Below are 17,816 nucleotides of genomic sequence, written 5' to 3'. Positions count from 1 at the left end.
CCTTTTCGCGCTGACCAGAAGATCTACAATTTTGCTAGTTTATTGGATGTAAAGTGACCATGTTTCAGCAAGATATGATGCGGAGGTGCAATTTCTCATCAATTGATTGGCTACAAGGGTCACAAGATGGTAAAAGGAGAGGGAAAGTGATGCCTCCGTAGGTAAATTTGTGTTATATTTTTCGGTCTTATACGTATTCAAAAATACGATCTGACTATAGAGGGAAAATGGCTCTATGAGCGATCTAGCGAAAGAGATCACGCCCGTAAATATTGAAGATGAGCTTAGAGGTTCATACCTAGACTACGCGATGTCCGTCATCGTTGGTCGTGCCCTTCCAGATGTGCGTGATGGCCTAAAACCAGTACACCGCCGCGTTTTGTTCGCGATGAATGTACTAGGTAATGATTGGAACAAACCATATAAAAAGTCTGCTCGTGTAGTAGGTGATGTAATCGGTAAATACCACCCGCATGGTGATAGTGCTGTATACGATACAATTGTTCGTATGGCTCAACCGTTCTCACTGCGTTACATGCTAGTTGATGGCCAAGGTAACTTTGGTTCTATCGATGGCGACTCCGCGGCTGCAATGCGTTATACCGAAGTTCGTATGGCGAAAATTGCTCACGAGCTACTGGCTGACCTTGATAAGGAAACTGTGGATTACGTACCGAACTACGATGGTACAGAACAAATTCCAGCAGTACTTCCTACAAAAATTCCTAACCTATTGGTAAACGGTGCTTCTGGTATCGCAGTAGGTATGGCTACCAACATTCCACCACATAACCTTGGTGAAGTTGTTGATGGCTGTTTGGCTTACATCAATAATGAAGAGATCACTATTGATGAGCTAATGGACTACATTCCTGGTCCTGACTTCCCAACAGCAGCACTTATCAGTGGTCGTAAAGGCATCGTTGATGCTTATAAGACTGGCCGCGGTAAGGTTTACATGCGTTCAAAAGCGGATATCGAAGTAGAGAAGAATGGTAAAGAAACCATTATCGTTACTGAGATCCCTTACCAAGTAAACAAAGCTCGTTTGATCGAGAAGATTGCTGAACTGGTTAAAGATAAGAAAGTAGAAGGCATCAGTGCACTGCGTGACGAATCTGATAAAGATGGTATGCGTATTGTTATTGAATGTAAGCGTGATGCAGTAGGCGAAGTGGTTCTAAACAACCTATACGCTCAAACGCAACTGCAAACGACTTTCGGTATCAACATGGTTGCGTTGAACAACGGTCAACCACAGTTGTTCAACATCAAAGACATGCTTAAGTGCTTCGTAGACCACCGTCGCGAAGTTGTGACACGTCGTACTATCTTCGAACTGAAGAAAGCGCGCGATCGTGCACACATCCTTGAAGCACTGTCTCTAGCACTTGCTAACATCGATGAAATTATTGAGCTTATCCGTAACGCTCCAACACCAGCTGAAGCAAAAGCTGGCTTAGTTGCACGCGGTTGGGATCTTGGTAACGTTGCTTCAATGCTTGAGCGTGCTGGTACTGATGCGGCTCGTCCTGATTGGTTGGAAGACCAATACGGCATCCGCGATGGCCAATACTTCCTAACGGAAACACAAGCACAAGCTATTCTAGAACTTCGTCTTCACCGCCTAACTGGCCTTGAGCACGAGAAGATTCTAGACGAGTACAAAGCACTTCTAGAAGAAATCGCTGAGCTAATGCACATTCTTGCAAGCACTGAGCGTTTGATGGAAGTTATCCGTGAAGAACTTGAAGCGGTACGTGAAATCTATGGCGACGAGCGTCGTACAGAAATCACAGCGGCAGTTCATGACATCGACATGGAAGAGCTGATTGCTCAAGAAGACGTTGTAGTAACGCTTTCTAACGCAGGTTACGTTAAGTACCAAATCCTAAGCGACTACGAATCTCAACGTCGTGGTGGTAAAGGTAAGAGTGCAACTAAGATGAAAGATGAGGATTACATTGAGCGTCTGCTTGTTGCTAATACTCACGATAACATCCTATGTTTCTCTACTCGTGGTAAGACATACCGTCTGAAAGTTTACCAACTACCATTAGCAAGTCGTACTGCTCGTGGTAAGCCTATCGTTAACATTCTTCCTCTAGAAGAAGGTGAACGTATTACGGCTATCCTGCCTGTTTCTGAGTTCTCTAACGAGAAATTCATCTTCATGGCAACGGGTGACGGTACAGTTAAGAAGACATCACTGGATCAATTCGCAAACGTACGTGCTAACGGCCTAATCGCAGTTAACCTACGTGACGACGATTCACTGATTGGCGTTGATATTACTAACGGTGATAGCGACATCATGCTGTTCTCTAAATCGGGCAAAGTTGTTCGCTTTAACGAGGACAAAGTACGTGCAATGGGCCGTACTGCCTCTGGTGTTCGTGGCATGAAGCTTCCAGAAGACGATCAAGTGGTTTCACTGATTGTTCCTTCTAACGAAGGCGATATCCTAACTGTGACTGAAAATGGTTACGGTAAGCGTACTGAGCTAGCTGAATACCCAACGAAAGGCCGTGCAACGCAAGGTGTAGTATCTATCAAAGTCTCTGAACGTAATGGCCCAGTTGTTGGCGCTGTTCAAGTTGAAGAAGGCGATGAAATGATGATGATCACCGACGCAGGTACGCTAGTACGTACTCGCGTTGCGGAAGTTAGCCAAGTTGGTCGTAACACTCAAGGTGTAACACTGATTCGTACTGCTGAAGACGAGAATGTTGTAGGTCTACAACGTATCGACGAAGTAGAAGAAGCTGAGATTGTAGAAGGCGAAGCTGAAGAAGCTGGTGCAGAAACTATCAACGCTGACGTTGCTGAATCAAGTGAAGAGCAAGCATCAGATGCTTCTGACTCTGAAAGTGATAGCGAGCAAGACACTGAGTAATCTCGATTACGCTAAGTAATTAAGCTTACCATTGAAAAAACCGAGCCTAAGTGCTCGGTTTTTTATTACCTGTTATTTGTGGAGCTTGGTGTGACTTTATAACAGAGCTGTGATCGCTAAAATCTCGATAGCTAAACCTTGATCAATATAGAGGAGAGATGAAAACGATAGAGTAGGGAGTGAATAGAAAGGAGTGTGGAATGGACATCTGGTTGTTGGTTGCGTTGGTACTAATGAGCTTGTTTTTGATTGTGGTCGTTATTGCGGCGAACAAAAACAGCGGTCACCTAAAAAGCAATGTAGTGATTTCGATTACTGCGGTAGCTTTGAGTGTGTTTGTTTGGTCTCAACTGAAACAAGAGATACCTCAACTTCCTTTAGATGATAACAATAGTTACACGGCAACAGATTTCGAAGATGAGCTTCAGCAAAGCCTCAAACAAGATCCGAATCAATCCGATTTGTGGTTTAAGCTTGGTGGTGTGTATATGCAGAAAGGGGAGTTTGATGCTGCGTTCACCTGTTACGACTACGCGATTCGATTAGACCCTCAAGCACCTTCTGGGCTCTATGCTGCTAAAGCAACCGCACTTTATTACCTTAGCTCTCAAGCGATGAGTGATGACGTGAATGCGTTATTGGATCACTCAATGCAGCTTGATCCCAATGATCGTACGGCATTGATGCTGATTGCGACCGATCACTTCATCAGCATGCGCTATCAACAAGCGATTGATGCATGGACTCAAATCCTCGATTCCAATCAAAAGGGGATAGATCGTGTTTCGATTATTCACTCGATCAACCAAGCCAAACAGATGATCCGTTAAGCTTGGCATAATCGCTAGTTGTTAATCGTTTGTTTTTAGTTATTTACTTTCCTGCATTTCAATCAACCCACCGGCGTTATGGATTTGGGTAAACCCTTGAGCTTGCAAGAATTGATAGGCTTGACCCGAGCGATTACCACTGCGGCAATACAAAACGATGGGTTGGTCTTTATCTATCTTAGCGAAGTGAGTAGCCACTTCAGAAAGAGGGTAGTTGATGGCGTTGTCTAGATGCCCTTGTTCGAACTCTGCAGGTGTTCTGACATCAACCACTAATGCGCCTTTCTCTATTAATTCCCACCCGGTCTCAGCACGCTCAGAGGCGTAAACGCCTGAACTGAGTAGTGTGATACATAATGTTGAAAGTGAAAGTAAGGTTTTCATTATCTATTCCTTGAATTGGCGAGTGGATTGGGGAGGAGATATTGATGTGTATTACCCCAAACCTGAAAAACCAGCCACACAATAATAGTGTGACTGGTTTTTACGTAATGGTCTAATTGAAGAAACTAGTATTCGTAGTTGGCTTCACGCTTTTCAGCTTGCTCTTCCCATTTAGGAACAACCGTGTCTAAGAAGTGTTGTTTTTCAGCGTTCATCTTATCCATGTCCATTCCAAGTGCTTTTTGAGCCGCCTCTTTGGTTGAGATGTCTGGAATCTCGATTGGATCAGTGATGCCTTTCTTCGCCAGTAGACGAACAATCTTAGTACGAGCATCGGCTGCGCGGTCAACGGCAGTGCCTAGCACTTCTAGAGCGATTTCAGGCGCATGCATATGTACGCCGTGAGACGCAATAGCGTAGTCCCAACGCCATTGAGCGTGACGGATATCCAGTAGGATAGGCTCCATCTCTTGCTCTGTCGCACCTGCTTCCCATGCCGCGCCTGCTTCAAAGTGAGCGGCAACGATTTGTTTCTCAGCGGTCAGCTTCATGTTTAGCACTTGAGCTTTACGGCTTGAAACGATGTTACGCATGGTTTCTTTAGATTGAGTGTGACAGTTTGCACACGTATCTTCGAAGCGGTCGAATGGGTTACCCACTTTATGGTCGGTATAAACGGTGCCATCTTCTTTGGTTACTTTCGGCATATGACAGTCAGCACAAACGACTTTGTTCTTACCGTGGATGCCTTCACGCCATGTTTCGAAACCTGGGTGCTGCGCTTTCAGCATGGGTGCTTTCGATACTTTGTGCGTCCAATCTTTAAAGTTGATTGCATCATAGTAGCGTTCCATATCGCCAACCGTTGTGCCTTGATCCCAAGGGAACTTCACGCCTTTGGTTGGGCCGGTGAAGTAATATTCCACGTGGCACTGAGCACAAACAGAAGCTTGCTGGTCTAAACGGCTTTGCTCATCAAACTTTTTACCAATCGCTTCAAATGCACGTTCAACATAAGGACGTGTCACCTTCAGTGCTGGCTCACCATTTTTAAAGCCTTCGCTTTGGGTATCGTGACAATCTGCACAGCCAATAGGATTCACAATCTCGTTGCCAAGACGTGCCCATTTACCTTCAAAGTAACCGTCTTCACCACGCTCTTCGATAACACGTGCTACGTCTGGGCTTTTACAGCTCCAGCACGCCATTGGCATAGGGCCAGAGTTTTCGTCCGTTGGGCCGCCAGTACGAAGTGTTTGTCGTACATCGTCAATCGCATAAAAGTGACCACGTGCCTTGTTGTAATCTTTTGCGAAGCCGTAGCCAGCCCACATGATAACCATGTTGGGATCTTCTTTTAGTGCGTCTTCAATGGTTTCGCTTTCTGAAGTCTGTCTCCATGAATGATATTGATCTGGGTGGTTTTGCTCGAACTGGTCGTTACGAGGGTCGCCAATTTCTTTTTGTTCAGACGCAGCAAAACTGGTTGCGCTTGCTAGTGATGCGCTAACCATTAATATTGCTGTGACCGAATTACGTATCCAATGCTTTTTCACAGTGATATCTCCAATATACTGATTCTTATACCAAGCGTTGTGAGTTTGCTATTCAAATTAAGAACTGGAGAATTCCTGTTTATATTAATTCATAAACAAACACATTTTGTTACGTGTTGGATATAGCTTGTCTTAGATCAATTAATGATAGTGACTTCAATCACGTTGAAGTTTATATAACCCTAAAGGGGTACTGCTGGGTAGGGGTATTAAAGTTCAATTGATAATTATTATCATATATAACAATCAATTACCTAGATTGACCATGATATAAATAGGGTGATTGCGTTCACAGATTAACCCATTCAAATTTCGTATTACCCAATTAGAGGTATATTCTAACTATAGAAAGCGTTGTGGCTTATCCAAAATAAGAATTGATATCATTTAAGCGGTAATAATATCGTTTAAGGGTACTTTTGTTTAACCGGAATATTATTTAGTTGAGAGTTAAATAATGCCGGTATAAGGAAAGGATAAAATGGGCAATATTAAATTGGCCATAGTCATAATGCTTAAATCCCTTCTAGCATTCTGCCTCTATGGTTATTCCATTCATGCTGTTGCTGAGCCTGCTGTTACGCCAGTAGGGGAATCAACAAGACATGAAGTCGAATTAATCCGTGACAAAGACTACAAGTGTGTTCAGTGCCATAAAGATTCAAAAGAAACGGTATTGGGTTCACATGGTGAAAGTGCACACGCTTTGCTTGGCCGTGAAGTAAATTGTACCGACTGTCATAGTTCTATTAGCCCCGACCACCGCGAAGGCGCGCCTAAAGTGGTGAAGTATCGTGAGGCTCAATCACAACCAGGTACCGACAAGGTTTACCTAGATCCTAGCTTAATTTTAGATGCCAATAGCCAGTGTATCGATTGTCACAAGCCTGATGAGCTGCGCGAAGCGAGCTGGACCCACGACGTTCATGCGCAAAACTTAACGTGTTCAAACTGCCATGATGTTCATGCGACAGAAGCAAAGGTGTTGGGCTTAGATAAGAAGCAAACCATCAAGCTGTGTGTGGATTGCCATTCAGACTTCAACCAGAAGAAAGAAGGGGAGTAATCTATGAGCTGCTCAAGAAGAAACTTTTTAGCTGGCGCGGGTGCCGTTATTTTTACTACAGGTGTTGCGGGGACGGCGGCGGTGACAAGTCGTAAAACGTTGGCCAATGTTCAAGAGGATGGGGCTAAACGTTATGGAATGATTCATGACGAGACCGCGTGTATTGGTTGTACCGCTTGTACAGAAGCTTGTCGTGAAGTGAACAAAGTGCCTGAAGGCGTATCGCGCTTAGAGATTATTAAGAGCGAACCCCAAGGCGAATATCCAAATGTTGATTACCGTTTTACTCGTAACTCTTGCCAACATTGTGATAACGCGCCCTGCGTGATGGTTTGCCCAACAGGGGCGGCTTACAAAGATGAAAAAACCGGCATTGTTGATGTTCATCAAGAGAAGTGTGTCGGTTGTGGCTACTGCTTATTAGCTTGCCCATATCAAGTGCGCTTTTTCCATCCAGAGAACAAATCCGCAGATAAATGTAACTTCTGCCGTGATACCAATCTTGCACAAGGGAAGTTACCGGCTTGTGTCGAATCTTGCCCGACCAATGCGCTAGTATTTGGCGATCTAAATGACCCTAAGAGTGAGATAAATCAGGTGCTTAAATCTGAGGTGGTTTACAGAGATAAAGCTTATCTCGGTACTCAACCAAAACTCTATAAAGTGCCACACCAAAAAGGGGAGATTTGATTATGAGTGCATGGGACGCAGCTTTTCAGTCTGGTACCGTGGTATGGGACTGGATTATAGCTATCTATCTATTTCTCGCGGGGATGTCGGCAGGTGCCGTAATGATCTCCATTTACCTAAAACGTAAGGTCATTGAAGGCGATCCTGCTCATAATGGTGTGTTAAAGGCGACCGCTTTTCTTGCGCCATTTGGGATCATTTCAGGCCTACTGATCTTGGTTTTCCATCTGACAAAACCGTTATCCTTTTGGAAGATCATGATCTTCTATAATCCAACGTCTGTGATGTCGATGGGTGTGATCTTATTCCAAGTGTATATGGTGATCTTATTTCTTTGGATCGGCATTATATTTAGAGATCAAATCGTCGTATTTTTAAATGACCAAACATGGTTAAAAGGACGACTCGATTTCGTCGGTAACTGGATTGGCAAATTAGAAGTGTTTGAGAATGCTCTGGAAATATTCTTAGCTGTTCTTGCTCTAATGCTTGCCGCTTATACCGGGTTCTTGCTGTCAGCTTTAAATACCTTCCCACTGTTGAATAACCCCGTGCTGCCGATTTTGTTCTTATTCTCGAGCTTATCTTCGGGAGCGGCGGCGTGTATTTTATTTGGTGTGTTGGTCTTTAAAGAATCACCTCATAGCCCGAGCATTTCATGGATCCACGGGTTCGAACGTCCGGTCGTGATGTTTGAGTTGTTTGTTCTGATTACTTTCTTTACTGGGCTTATCTTCGCTGGTGGTCAAAGTGAGCAAGCCGTATGGAACGCAATCGGCAGTGGTTTCTGGGCGAGTTGGTTCTGGTACGGCGTTATCGGTGTTGGCATGGTTCTACCGTTGTTGCTGAATGCCGTTACACCAACCTCGATCCGCCATAGCTCGGTGTATATTTTCTCGGTGACTTCGTTAAGCCTAATGGGCGTATTAATGCTGCGAACTTTTGTCCTTTATGCAGGGCAGTTAACGATAGCTTAATTTCGCTCAAGTTTATTAGTGAGCAGATGTTGGATACTAAATATCTGCTTATTAATGAACATGTTCTTAATAAACATGAGATGCGTGTTTAGATCGGCTCTGCTCAGGTAGAGCCTTATTGAGGTGATATGGTCGGTTCTTTGGGGCTGTTTAGTTTGGTGTTGGTTGCTGTACTCAGCAGCATTATTGGTGTGCATTCGTTTTACCTAATGCTAAATAAACGGCCGCAAAATCTAGGTTTAATCCGCAGTTTCTCTCTTTCAAGCGCGTTGTTTTCTCTCACTTCTGTCGCGTTGCTTGGCTATGCCTTTGTCAGTGATGATTTCTCTATCTTATACGTCGCTGAACATTCAAATACTCAATTACCCTCATTTTTTAAGTTAGCAGCCGTATGGGCAGGCCATGAAGGTTCGTTGCTGTTTTGGGTACTGACGATCAGCGTCTGGTCTGGCGTTATCGCCTTACAAAAACACTATTCGAATGAATACCAAAGCCGAGTGCTATGGGTGATGAATCTACTGCTCGCGATATTTGCTTGGTTCACGCTATTCGCATCAAACCCATTTGAAATGAACACGACATTACCGCTAGAAGGGCGTGACCTTAACCCAATGCTGCAAGATGTCGGGCTGATTTTTCACCCTCCATTGCTTTACCTTGGCTATGTCGGCTTTTCTGTGGTGCTGGCATTTGCTGTCGCCGCTTTGCTGGTTGATCCTATTGAGTTTGATTGGGTTGCCCATTGTCGCAGTTGGTGTTTAGTTGCTTGGATCTTTTTAACCGCAGGGATCATTCTTGGTTCTTGGTGGGCGTATTACGAATTAGGTTGGGGCGGCTGGTGGTTCTGGGACCCGGTTGAGAATGCCAGCTTGTTGCCGTGGCTTACTTCGACCGCTTTGCTCCACAGCCTAGGCGTTGCTAAGGGCAAACAACAGTTACTGAAATGGTCTCTCAGTCTCGCTTTCATTACGTTTTGTTTGAGTATCTTAGGCACCTTTATTGTTCGTTCTGGCGTACTCACATCGGTACACGCTTTTGCCGTCGACCCAACCAAAGGTATCGCACTGCTTCTTATATTAGTTCTGGTACTGGTGAGTTCATTTTCTCTGCTTATCGTCAGAGGAGAGTCTTTTGAATCTAATCCGATTACCAGCTTCGCCAGCAAAAGCTTTTTGAGCTTAGTTGCGGTGCTTATTTTTGTTCTGGCGACTGCTGTCGTGGTGTTCGGCACGTTTTATCCAATGGTCTTTGAGTTGCTAGGCCTAGGAAACATCTCGGTCGGTGCACCTTACTTTAATCTCTTGATTGCACCTTTGGCTTTGCTCGCGTTAGCCGTCGTCGGCCTTGCCCCATTGCTGAGCATTAAGCCTCAAGCATCGAAAGGCGTTATTACGTTGATCGCTCTAGTATCTATTTGTCTGGGGTTCGCCTGTTACGCTTTGCAAGTAGAGAAGATTCAAGTGATGGCACTAGTGACATGGTCACTCGCATTGTGGGTTTTACTCACTCATGTGTATGGCTTGGTGGTAACGCGCAGTTCCAAGTTCCAACGCAAAGTCTGGGTGATGACCTTTGCCCATGTTGGGGTTTCGGTGTTAGCGGTAGGTGCTGCCATGAATAGCTACCACTCGTTTGAGCGCAGCTATAAGTTAAGCCCAGGCGTAGAAGTCGAATTCATGGATTGGACGCTTTCTCATCGTGATACTGAGCTGTATGTCGCTTCAAACTTTACCGCAGAAAAAGCGATACTCAGCCTAGAGTCTGGCGAGCAAAGTTTTTCTATTTCTCCGGAAAGAAGACATTACCAAGTTCGAGTCATGAACATGAGTGAGCCCGCAATGAAATGGTTCTGGCATGGTGATGTTTATATCACCATGGGCGAGAAAGTCGATTCCACCGCTTACGCGTTTCGTGTTCAGTACAAGGCGTATGCGCGCTGGATCTGGTTTGGTGGACTGTTCTCTATTATCGGCGCTTTGCTCTCATTGACTCATCGTAAAAAGAAAACTGTTAAGGCGTCACAGTATGCATACCAGCGTTCGTAACAAGCTAATTAGTCTAATTGCCTTAGCATTCATTGTGGTGCTGGGGTTTGTCTTTGCGCTTGATAACAAACAGCAAATCACCACAGTATCGACACAACAAAGAGTTTTTCCTGTATTCACCTCTACAGCGTTAGTGGATAGCGAAGGCATCAGAAGTAAACAGGAACTGACGCGAAAGGACGTAACTCAGCACCCTTACCAGTTAGTGAATGTATGGGCTTCATGGTGCGGGATCTGTAAAACCGAACACGCCTTTTTGCTTCAACTTCACGATAAAGGCATTCCCATCGTTGGGCTCAATTATCGAGATAACTCTGCGGCAGCAATTAACGTGTTATCGAGCGACGGCAACCCGTACTTAACCGTGATCAGTGACCCGCAAGGTAAGTTAGCGTTAGAGTTGGGCGTAATCGGCACACCTGAAACGTATTTGGTTGATGCCAATGGCCAGATCATTAAGAAGCTATTGGGCGTGATTAATGAAATGGTATGGAAAGATGAGCTTGCGATGTATTTTGATGGTGTGAATGGATGATGAAGTCTCTAATACAAGCACTCGTTGTGCTGTCTACGCTTATGGTTATTAGTTTTCCGACTTTGGCAGAAGATCTGTTTACTGCCAGTAATAAAGAGACGAGTATTCAAGTTGAACTGTTTGAGTTTGAAAACCCAGAACAACAGCAACGTGCTATTAGCTTGGCGAAAACGTTACGCTGCCCACAATGTCAAAACCAAAATCTGATTGAATCCAACTCACCGATAGCAAAAGACTTACGCCTTGTCGTGTTCAATATGGTGAAAGCAGGTAAGAGTAATAGTGAAATCACTCAATATATGACGGAAAGATTTGGTGAATTTGTACTTTATAAGCCGGCGATGAAGGTTTCAAATCTATTACTTTGGTTGCTACCGAGCCTATTATTTCTCTTATTTATATATTTATCAGTAAAAAGTGTTAGGAATGGCTCATAAAAATTGTGTATTACTGTTTACCAATTGACCTGTATTTTGTAACATTAACCGATTATAAAGGCTAAGCACTGCTATATAAGGATGTATCTGTGGATAACGTAATCTCAAATTTAAAGAAAGAGTTCCATACTCGTGTCCAGTCAGATAAATGGGCAGAGAGATACAGTGCTAAGTCGAGCATTTCTACGCTTACGCAAGAAGAGCTAACCGAATTAGAGAATGCTTGGGTGCAACTTGTCATCTGGAAGCAAACTCAAGTAAGTTGAGCGTTCTGTAAAAAAGTGTAGTTTTAGCCGCAACTGTTTACTTTATAACCCCATGTTGGTCATCCCAATGTGGGGTTTTTTCTTATCTGAAAAATAATTGTTATATTATAACAATTTGTACAAGGTCGACCTTGAAAAAAATTGTTAACAGCCTCATAGTGTCTATCATTAGATAGTTAGCTACAAAATATTGCCTAGACATATAATGTAGCGTCGTTAAATACATCGAATTTTCAAGTGAGTATAGCTATGGCGGAAGTACGTGCCAGAATAGATTTCAAAGTAGGGGCAACAAGCAGTATTGATGCTGAACTTCTGTCTTTTCATGGGTTGAAAACAGATAAAGAGCATGTTGCTGTGATATTTAAATCAGCAGACAAGACACAAGACATACCTCTTGTTCGTATGCACTCTGAGTGTCTTACTGGTGATGTTTTCCATTCTTCTCGCTGTGACTGTGGTGAGCAGCTAGACGAAACCATTAGAATTATGGGTGAGACGGGTGGCGTGATCCTTTATCTTCGTCAAGAAGGTCGTGGTATTGGTTTGTACAACAAAATCGATGCGTACCGTCTGCAAAGCGAAGGCATGAACACTTATGAAGCCAACAACCACCTAGGTTTTGGCGATGACCTACGCGATTTTACTGAAGCTGCTGAAATGCTACGCGCTTTAGGTACCACAAAAATCCGCTTAGTCACCAACAACCCTAAGAAGATCAATGAGCTAAAATCCTTTGGTATTGAGATTGAAGAAGTGGTGAATACCTCTGCTCATATCAAATCGGGTAATGAAAGCTACCTAAAGGCGAAAGTCTCACACGGTAAGCATAACCTGGATATCTGATTAGCCTCCTTTGTTGCGCATAACACAAAAATGTTCAAAGACCTCACAAATGTGAGGTTTTTTTGTATTTATCTTGCAATAAAATTGTAAGTTTGTATTATTCCAATCCGTAGTGTAAATGATAATAGTTTGCACTATTACTACGAATAATAATTTAAAGCTCAACAAGGATGCTTCATGACCATTAAATCTTTAGTGACAAAAGCCGTAACTTCGTCACTCATTTTTGCCTCTGCTTCTTCTTTCGCAGCAGTAACTCAAGATCAAGTTGTAGAACATTACGCAGATATTGCGCATGCAGTGTTTGCAGATTCAGTAATTACAGCAAAAGCGTTGAACTCTTCTATTGATACCTTCTTAGCTTCTCCTTCTGCTGGCAACTTCGAACAAGTAAAACAAGCTTGGCTTGAGTCTCGCGTACCATACCAACAGTCAGAAGTATTCCGCTTCGGCAACGCTGTTGTTGATGATTGGGAAGGCCAACTAAACGCATGGCCACTAGATGAAGGCCTGATTGATTACGTTTCGACTGATTACCAATATGAACTTGGTAACGAAGGCGCTAGCGCAAACATCGTGGCTAATAAGACTTTCCAAATTGGTCAGACTACGGTTGATGCAACTAACATTACTCCAGAGCTAATCGCAGACTTGAACGAGATCGGCGGTTCTGAAGCGAACGTAGCGTCTGGCTACCACGCAATTGAATTCCTACTTTGGGGCCAAGATTTAAACGGTACAAACAGCGGTGCAGGTGAGCGTGCTTACACTGATTTCGTTGTTGGTGCTGAGTGTACTAACGGCAACTGTGACCGTCGTGGCGCATACCTAAAAGCATCAGCTGAGCTACTTATTCAAGACCTAGAGTGGATGGAAAAGCAGTGGGCTGAAGGCGAGAAAGGCAACTACCGTCAAGAGCTTCTTTCTGAATCTAGCGAGAATGGTCTTCGTAAAATGCTGTTCGGCATGGGTTCACTGTCTCTAGGTGAGCTAGCGGGTGAGCGTATGAAGGTTGCACTAGAAGCAAACTCTACTGAAGACGAGCACGATTGTTTCTCTGATAACACGCACAACTCTCACTACTACAACGAGCAAGGCATCTACAACGTTTACACGGGTCTATACAAGCGTGAAGACGGTACTCTGCTTTCAGGTCCAAGCCTGTTCGACCTAGTAGAGCAAAAAGATGAGCAAGCTGCGAAAGAGATTCAAAAGCAGTTTGACTTAGCGCGTGCACAAGTAGGCGAACTAGTAACGTCTGCAGAGAAAAACAACCAGCACTTCGATCAGCTAATCGCTGCTGACAACGCTGCGGGTAACGCACTAGTTAACAAAACAATTGTTGCGCTAGTATCTCAAACAGCTGCTATTGAGCGTGCTGCGGGTGTGATTGGCATTGATAGCCTAAACCCAGACACAGCGGATCACGAGTTCTAAGAACCCGAGCGAACACAAATATAAGGGCTCTCATAGGGCCCTTAATTGTTTGCTAATTAAGAAAGTCATTTCCACATAAAAACTAAAATCAAAAACACAGCAAGGCAATGTATGAAGTCGTATCTCTCAGCCTCACTATTAACCGCACTGTTTTTCTTATCTCCGCTACACGCCCATGAAACCTACTCTGGTGGCAAAACGACCGTGAAGAAAGAGGGAGCGAACGCTTTTTCTCTTCCTGCTGCCAATTTACCCATGAGTAAACGCTTAGATTTCAGCGTAGGTAACAGCTTTTTTAGAAACCCTTGGGTACCCGCGCCTTCATCAACCGATGCTCGTGATGGACTTGGCCCACTGTTCAACACCAACGGCTGTCAAAATTGCCACATCAAAGATGGCCGTGGTCACGCGCCAGAAAAAGGCGATGAGAATGCGGTTTCAATGCTGGTTCGCTTAAGCATTCCAGCAGAAACGCCAGAGCAGAGACAAGCCTTCATTCGTGATGGCGGTATTCCAGAACCGACCTACGGTGGCCAGCTACAAGATTTTGCGCTTCAAGGTGTAAAACCAGAGGGCAAAGTGAATATTAGCTACACGGATGTTCCTGTTGAGTTCAAAGACGGCACTGTCGTTACTCTGCGTAAACCCATTTTAAAGATTACTGAACTTGCTTTCGGTGAAATACACCCTAAAACAGAATTCTCAGCTCGAGTCGCGCCGCCAATGATTGGCCTTGGTCTGCTTGAAAGTATCCCACAAGAAACGATTCTAGGATTTGCAGAGCAGCAATTGGCTGACAAGCAAGGCGTGTCGGGTAAAGCTAACTATGTTCTTGATGTTCAAACCAATGAAATGGTGCTAGGTCGTTTTGGTTGGAAAGCTGGGCAGCCAAACTTAATGCAGCAAAACGCGGCGGCATTTAACGGCGACTTAGGCCTGACAAGCAGTTTATTCCCGAATGAAAACTGCACATCAGCGCAATCAACCTGTGATGATTTCCCAAATGGTGGCGAGCCAGAAGTTAGCGACAACATCTTAGATTTTGTTGAGTTCTATTCGCAGCATCTCGCGGTACCTATTCGTCGTAATGTCGAGAACCCAGCGGTTGTTCAAGGTAAAAAGCTGTTTAAAGAGATTGGTTGTCAAAGCTGTCACCAAGCTGAAATTCGCACAGCAGAACGTGAGGGTCTGCCTGCTCTTTCGAAACAGTTGATTAGCCCATACACCGATATGCTTTTGCATGATATGGGTGAAGGTTTAGCCGACAATCGCCCAGAATATCTTGCTAATGGTCAAGAGTGGCGTACCACACCACTTTGGGGATTAGGCTATACCAAAGAAGTTAATGGTCATACGTTCTTACTTCATGACGGTCGCGCAAGAAACGTTATGGAAGCGGTACTTTGGCATGGTGGCGAAGCAGAAATGGCAAAACAAAAAGTATTAGCTTTGAGTAGCAGTGAACGCGAAGCACTACTAGCGTTTTTGGACTCATTATAGGCTGTCTTGAATTCAGTTAAGCCAACGGCTTAGTTACTTAAGAAAGCCGCTAACAAAAGACTGACTACCGCTGAACTTGTAGCAATACGAGGTCAGCGGTCGTTTCATATTTATTGAACTCATATAATTAAAAGAAAAACTAGGAAGTAAGGTAACAGCATGGCACATAAATTTTTGTTAATGCCTTTATCGGTATTAGTCATAGCAGGCTGTCAATCATCGGGTGAGCAAGCCGCTTCATCTGAGGTTAACGGTGTCTCTTATCAAGCAGACACGACGAATCATATTAGTCGCAGTGTTTATCAGCAGGAGTTTAATTCTGCCGTCCTATTCGCCAAGCAAGCCAACGAGCTGGAAGTCTTGATGCAAGGGTACTGCCAAACTAATGATGTTGAGTTAGATGCTTTGAAAAATCAGTGGCAGCTCACTATGAACAGTTGGATGGCACTGCAAGGACAAGAAAGAGGCCCAACAGCGGCATTAGAAGAGAGCTGGAATGTTCAATTCTGGCCAGACAAAAAGAACACTACCGGCCTAAAAATGCGCCAGCTGACTCAGCAAGATAAAGCTTGGTCTCAAGATGAAATTGCTCAGCAGAGTGTGACTGTTCAAGGGTTAGGTGCGTTGGAGTGGTCTCTGTACGACGAGCAATCTCCACTACTGCAAGATAAAGCGTCTGGCTGTCTATCTTCACAAGCTATCGCACAAAACTTGGCGATGAAATCGGCCTCTATTGCTGAGGCTTGGCAGGTTAACCCTTGGTTAGCGTTAGACGAGATGCGTTGGGAATCTGAATACATCGCTTTACTAACTAACCAACTTGATTACAGCATGAAAAAGCTGAGTCGCCCAATGGCTAAAATTGGTCACCCACGCCCTTATTTCTCTGAATCTTGGCGAGCTCAAACCTCAATGACTCAGTTGAAAGCGAACGTAGCCGCGCTAGAGAAATTGTACTTAGCTGATGGTAATGGTCTTGATGGTTTATTGAGAGACAAGGACTTAAATGACCTTGCCGATCGTGTAGCAGCCCAGTTCGCTCTAACGTTAGATACTTGGCCTACAGATTCTAGCTTGTTTACTCTACTACAGAGCAAAGAAGGCTACCGAGATGTGCTGACTCAATACAACAAACTAGAACGTTTGAAGTACCTGATTCATGAAGAAGTAGCGATAGAGCTTGGCGTGGTAATAGGATTTAATGCTACCGATGGTGACTGATACTACACGAAGAACGTTACTCAAGGCCGTACTGGGTTGCGCAGCTGTTCCGGTTCTTCCATTTGGGTGTGCAAGTCAAAAGGATGGCATGAGCACATCTAATGATCCCCAGTTGATTGGTTGTGCTCTTAATGGTCGTGGTCAATATTCAGCGGTTGTGGCTGACGAATTTGGTATGCCACTGAGCCAACTTCCGATCCCCGATCGTGGTCATGGCGTAGCAATTTGCCCAACATCATCACATGCGGTGGTTTTTGCTCGTCGTCCTGGTGACTATTTTATGGTGTTTGACTATAAAAGTGGTCAGCAGATCAAAATGGTCGTCAAAGGTAACAACCGCCACTTCTATGGTCATGGCGTTTACTCATTGGATGGTAAGTTACTGTATGCCACCGAAGGGAAAGCGGACAGCAGCCAAGGCGTAATTGGCGTGTACGATGTCGCGCAAGGCTATCGTAAGGTTGAGGAGTTCACTGGTTTCGGTATCGGCCCACATGAAGTGATCATCATGCCTGATGGTAATCTCGCGATTGGCGTTGGTGGCGTTCATACTGATGGCAGAACACCGAAAAATTTGGACTCCATGCAACCGAGTTTGAGTTATGTTTCTCCTGAAGGTGTGTTGCTTGATCAGGTTGAATTGCTAGACAAGAAGCTGAGTATTCGACACTTAGCCCATGATGGTGCTGAAACCGTGCTTTGTGGTCAGCAATATCGTGGTGAGCCAGACGAGTATCCTTCGCTTTTGGCGATGCATACCAAAGGCGGGCAGTTTGAATCACTGAACGCTGAGCCTGAGCAATGGGCAAGATTTAATCACTATATCGCAAGCATTGCGGCGTCAGATGATTGGATTATCGCGACCTCGCCAAGAGGGAGTTGCTACGGTATTTGGTCTAAAGAGAGCAAAGAATTAGTCGAGCTTTCTGCGCTGTCAGATGCCTCTGGTGCCGTGTTACTTGATGGAGAGTTTCGACTCAGCTCTGGGGCGGGTAGTGTGGTCAGCCAACGCAAGCCTTATGAGAAATCAACTCAGCAATCCTCGGTCCAGTGGGATAACCATTGGAGTTCTATCTGATTTATAAAGCCGCTTAAAAATAACATGCTTACTCCTATATCTTTGCCATACT

The 17,816-nt window shown here is 44.4% G+C and carries 16 protein-coding genes; 14 read left to right on the top strand and 2 right to left on the bottom strand.

Translation table 11 applies throughout. The features are described 5' to 3' along the window. Positions 1-235: 235 nt before the first annotated feature. Both gyrA and HRQ85_RS11925 read left to right on the top strand, forming a co-directional pair. Positions 236-2,896 (top strand): DNA topoisomerase (ATP-hydrolyzing) subunit A, encoded by a 2,661-nt coding sequence (gene gyrA / locus HRQ85_RS11930; protein ID WP_048607208.1) that lies wholly within the window; start codon positions 236-238, stop codon positions 2,894-2,896. Positions 2,897-3,096: 200 nt separating this feature from the next. Beyond that, positions 3,097-3,726: a TPR domain-containing protein gene (locus tag HRQ85_RS11925; protein WP_172379705.1), complete on the top strand. Its 630-nt coding sequence runs from the start codon at positions 3,097-3,099 to the stop codon at positions 3,724-3,726. Positions 3,727-3,765: 39 nt separating this feature from the next. Here the strand turns inward: HRQ85_RS11925 and HRQ85_RS11920 are convergent, their stop codons facing one another. Continuing rightward, positions 3,766-4,110 (bottom strand): rhodanese-like domain-containing protein, encoded by a 345-nt coding sequence (locus tag HRQ85_RS11920; RefSeq protein WP_172379704.1) that lies wholly within the window; start codon positions 4,108-4,110, stop codon positions 3,766-3,768. Positions 4,111-4,235: 125 nt separating this feature from the next. After that, positions 4,236-5,666 (bottom strand): ammonia-forming nitrite reductase cytochrome c552 subunit, encoded by a 1,431-nt coding sequence (nrfA, locus tag HRQ85_RS11915; protein ID WP_172379703.1) that lies wholly within the window; start codon positions 5,664-5,666, stop codon positions 4,236-4,238. Between the two features lie 481 nt (positions 5,667-6,147). On the opposite strand from nrfA, the gene nrfB reads away from it, so the two are divergent. From nrfB to HRQ85_RS11855, 12 genes are all read left to right on the top strand, one after another. Continuing rightward, the gene (nrfB, locus tag HRQ85_RS11910; protein WP_172379702.1) at positions 6,148-6,732 is read left to right on the top strand and encodes a cytochrome c nitrite reductase pentaheme subunit; all 585 of its coding nucleotides are present in this window, start codon (positions 6,148-6,150) and stop codon (positions 6,730-6,732) included. Positions 6,733-6,735: 3 nt separating this feature from the next. Next, a complete protein-coding gene (gene nrfC, locus HRQ85_RS11905; RefSeq protein ID WP_048613593.1) occupies positions 6,736-7,422 on the top strand; it encodes a cytochrome c nitrite reductase Fe-S protein in 687 nt (228 codons plus the stop codon). A 2-nt stretch (positions 7,423-7,424) separates the two neighbouring features. Next, positions 7,425-8,399 carry a cytochrome c nitrite reductase subunit NrfD gene (gene nrfD / locus HRQ85_RS11900; protein ID WP_029223547.1) on the top strand — a complete coding sequence of 325 codons (975 nt, stop codon included), beginning with the start codon at positions 7,425-7,427 and terminating at the stop codon, positions 8,397-8,399. Between the two features lie 128 nt (positions 8,400-8,527). Beyond that, complete coding sequence (locus HRQ85_RS11895) at positions 8,528-10,444, top strand: heme lyase CcmF/NrfE family subunit (protein ID WP_172379701.1); 1,917 nt, start codon at positions 8,528-8,530, stop codon at positions 10,442-10,444. Beyond that, the gene (locus HRQ85_RS11890; RefSeq protein ID WP_172379700.1) at positions 10,425-10,979 is read left to right on the top strand and encodes a DsbE family thiol:disulfide interchange protein; all 555 of its coding nucleotides are present in this window, start codon (positions 10,425-10,427) and stop codon (positions 10,977-10,979) included. Before HRQ85_RS11895 ends, HRQ85_RS11890 begins: the two co-directional genes overlap by 20 nt. Continuing rightward, on the top strand, positions 10,976-11,416 hold the full coding sequence (gene nrfF / locus HRQ85_RS11885) for a heme lyase NrfEFG subunit NrfF (protein ID WP_172379699.1): 441 nt from the start codon (positions 10,976-10,978) through the stop codon (positions 11,414-11,416). The genes HRQ85_RS11890 and nrfF overlap by 4 nt, the downstream gene beginning before the upstream one ends. A gap of 89 nt (positions 11,417-11,505) precedes the next feature. Next, a complete protein-coding gene (locus tag HRQ85_RS11880; protein ID WP_017632056.1) occupies positions 11,506-11,682 on the top strand; it encodes a hypothetical protein in 177 nt (58 codons plus the stop codon). Between the two features lie 249 nt (positions 11,683-11,931). After that, positions 11,932-12,528, top strand: coding sequence for a GTP cyclohydrolase II (locus tag HRQ85_RS11875; protein WP_017632055.1), 597 nt, complete (start codon positions 11,932-11,934; stop codon positions 12,526-12,528). A gap of 177 nt (positions 12,529-12,705) precedes the next feature. After that, positions 12,706-13,965, top strand: coding sequence for an imelysin family protein (locus tag HRQ85_RS11870; protein ID WP_017063566.1), 1,260 nt, complete (start codon positions 12,706-12,708; stop codon positions 13,963-13,965). A 111-nt stretch (positions 13,966-14,076) separates the two neighbouring features. Continuing rightward, complete coding sequence (locus HRQ85_RS11865; protein ID WP_172379698.1) at positions 14,077-15,465, top strand: di-heme oxidoreductase family protein; 1,389 nt, start codon at positions 14,077-14,079, stop codon at positions 15,463-15,465. Between the two features lie 159 nt (positions 15,466-15,624). After that, positions 15,625-16,686, top strand: a complete 1,062-nt coding sequence (locus tag HRQ85_RS11860; RefSeq protein WP_172379697.1) for an imelysin family protein — start codon at positions 15,625-15,627, stop codon at positions 16,684-16,686. After that, positions 16,676-17,764: a DUF1513 domain-containing protein gene (locus tag HRQ85_RS11855; RefSeq protein ID WP_172379696.1), complete on the top strand. Its 1,089-nt coding sequence runs from the start codon at positions 16,676-16,678 to the stop codon at positions 17,762-17,764. The genes HRQ85_RS11860 and HRQ85_RS11855 overlap by 11 nt, the downstream gene beginning before the upstream one ends. Positions 17,765-17,816: the final 52 nt, after the last annotated feature.

This window comes from Vibrio sp. Vb339, assembly GCF_902751245.1.
GTDB classification, from domain to species: domain Bacteria; phylum Pseudomonadota; class Gammaproteobacteria; order Enterobacterales; family Vibrionaceae; genus Vibrio; species Vibrio coralliirubri.
Note: the sequence above shows the minus strand (reverse complement) of the source record. Positions and strands in the feature narration are given on the sequence as shown.

What these genes read in the sequence shown, in the direction of transcription:
- HRQ85_RS11860 (WP_172379697.1), top strand. Translation starts at nt 15,625, where the DNA reads ATGGCACATAAATTTTTGTTAATGCCTTTATCGGTATTAGTCATAGCA.
- nrfC (WP_048613593.1), top strand. Translation starts at nt 6,736, where the DNA reads ATGAGCTGCTCAAGAAGAAACTTTTTAGCTGGCGCGGGTGCCGTTATT.
- HRQ85_RS11925 (WP_172379705.1), top strand. Translation starts at nt 3,097, where the DNA reads ATGGACATCTGGTTGTTGGTTGCGTTGGTACTAATGAGCTTGTTTTTG.
- gyrA (WP_048607208.1), top strand. Translation starts at nt 236, where the DNA reads ATGAGCGATCTAGCGAAAGAGATCACGCCCGTAAATATTGAAGATGAG.
- HRQ85_RS11865 (WP_172379698.1), top strand. Translation starts at nt 14,077, where the DNA reads ATGAAGTCGTATCTCTCAGCCTCACTATTAACCGCACTGTTTTTCTTA.
- nrfB (WP_172379702.1), top strand. Translation starts at nt 6,148, where the DNA reads ATGGGCAATATTAAATTGGCCATAGTCATAATGCTTAAATCCCTTCTA.
- HRQ85_RS11855 (WP_172379696.1), top strand. Translation starts at nt 16,676, where the DNA reads ATGGTGACTGATACTACACGAAGAACGTTACTCAAGGCCGTACTGGGT.
- HRQ85_RS11895 (WP_172379701.1), top strand. Translation starts at nt 8,528, where the DNA reads ATGGTCGGTTCTTTGGGGCTGTTTAGTTTGGTGTTGGTTGCTGTACTC.
- nrfF (WP_172379699.1), top strand. Translation starts at nt 10,976, where the DNA reads ATGATGAAGTCTCTAATACAAGCACTCGTTGTGCTGTCTACGCTTATG.
- HRQ85_RS11870 (WP_017063566.1), top strand. Translation starts at nt 12,706, where the DNA reads ATGACCATTAAATCTTTAGTGACAAAAGCCGTAACTTCGTCACTCATT.
- nrfD (WP_029223547.1), top strand. Translation starts at nt 7,425, where the DNA reads ATGAGTGCATGGGACGCAGCTTTTCAGTCTGGTACCGTGGTATGGGAC.
- HRQ85_RS11875 (WP_017632055.1), top strand. Translation starts at nt 11,932, where the DNA reads ATGGCGGAAGTACGTGCCAGAATAGATTTCAAAGTAGGGGCAACAAGC.
- HRQ85_RS11920 (WP_172379704.1), bottom strand. Translation starts at nt 4,110, where the DNA reads ATGAAAACCTTACTTTCACTTTCAACATTATGTATCACACTACTCAGT.
- HRQ85_RS11890 (WP_172379700.1), top strand. Translation starts at nt 10,425, where the DNA reads ATGCATACCAGCGTTCGTAACAAGCTAATTAGTCTAATTGCCTTAGCA.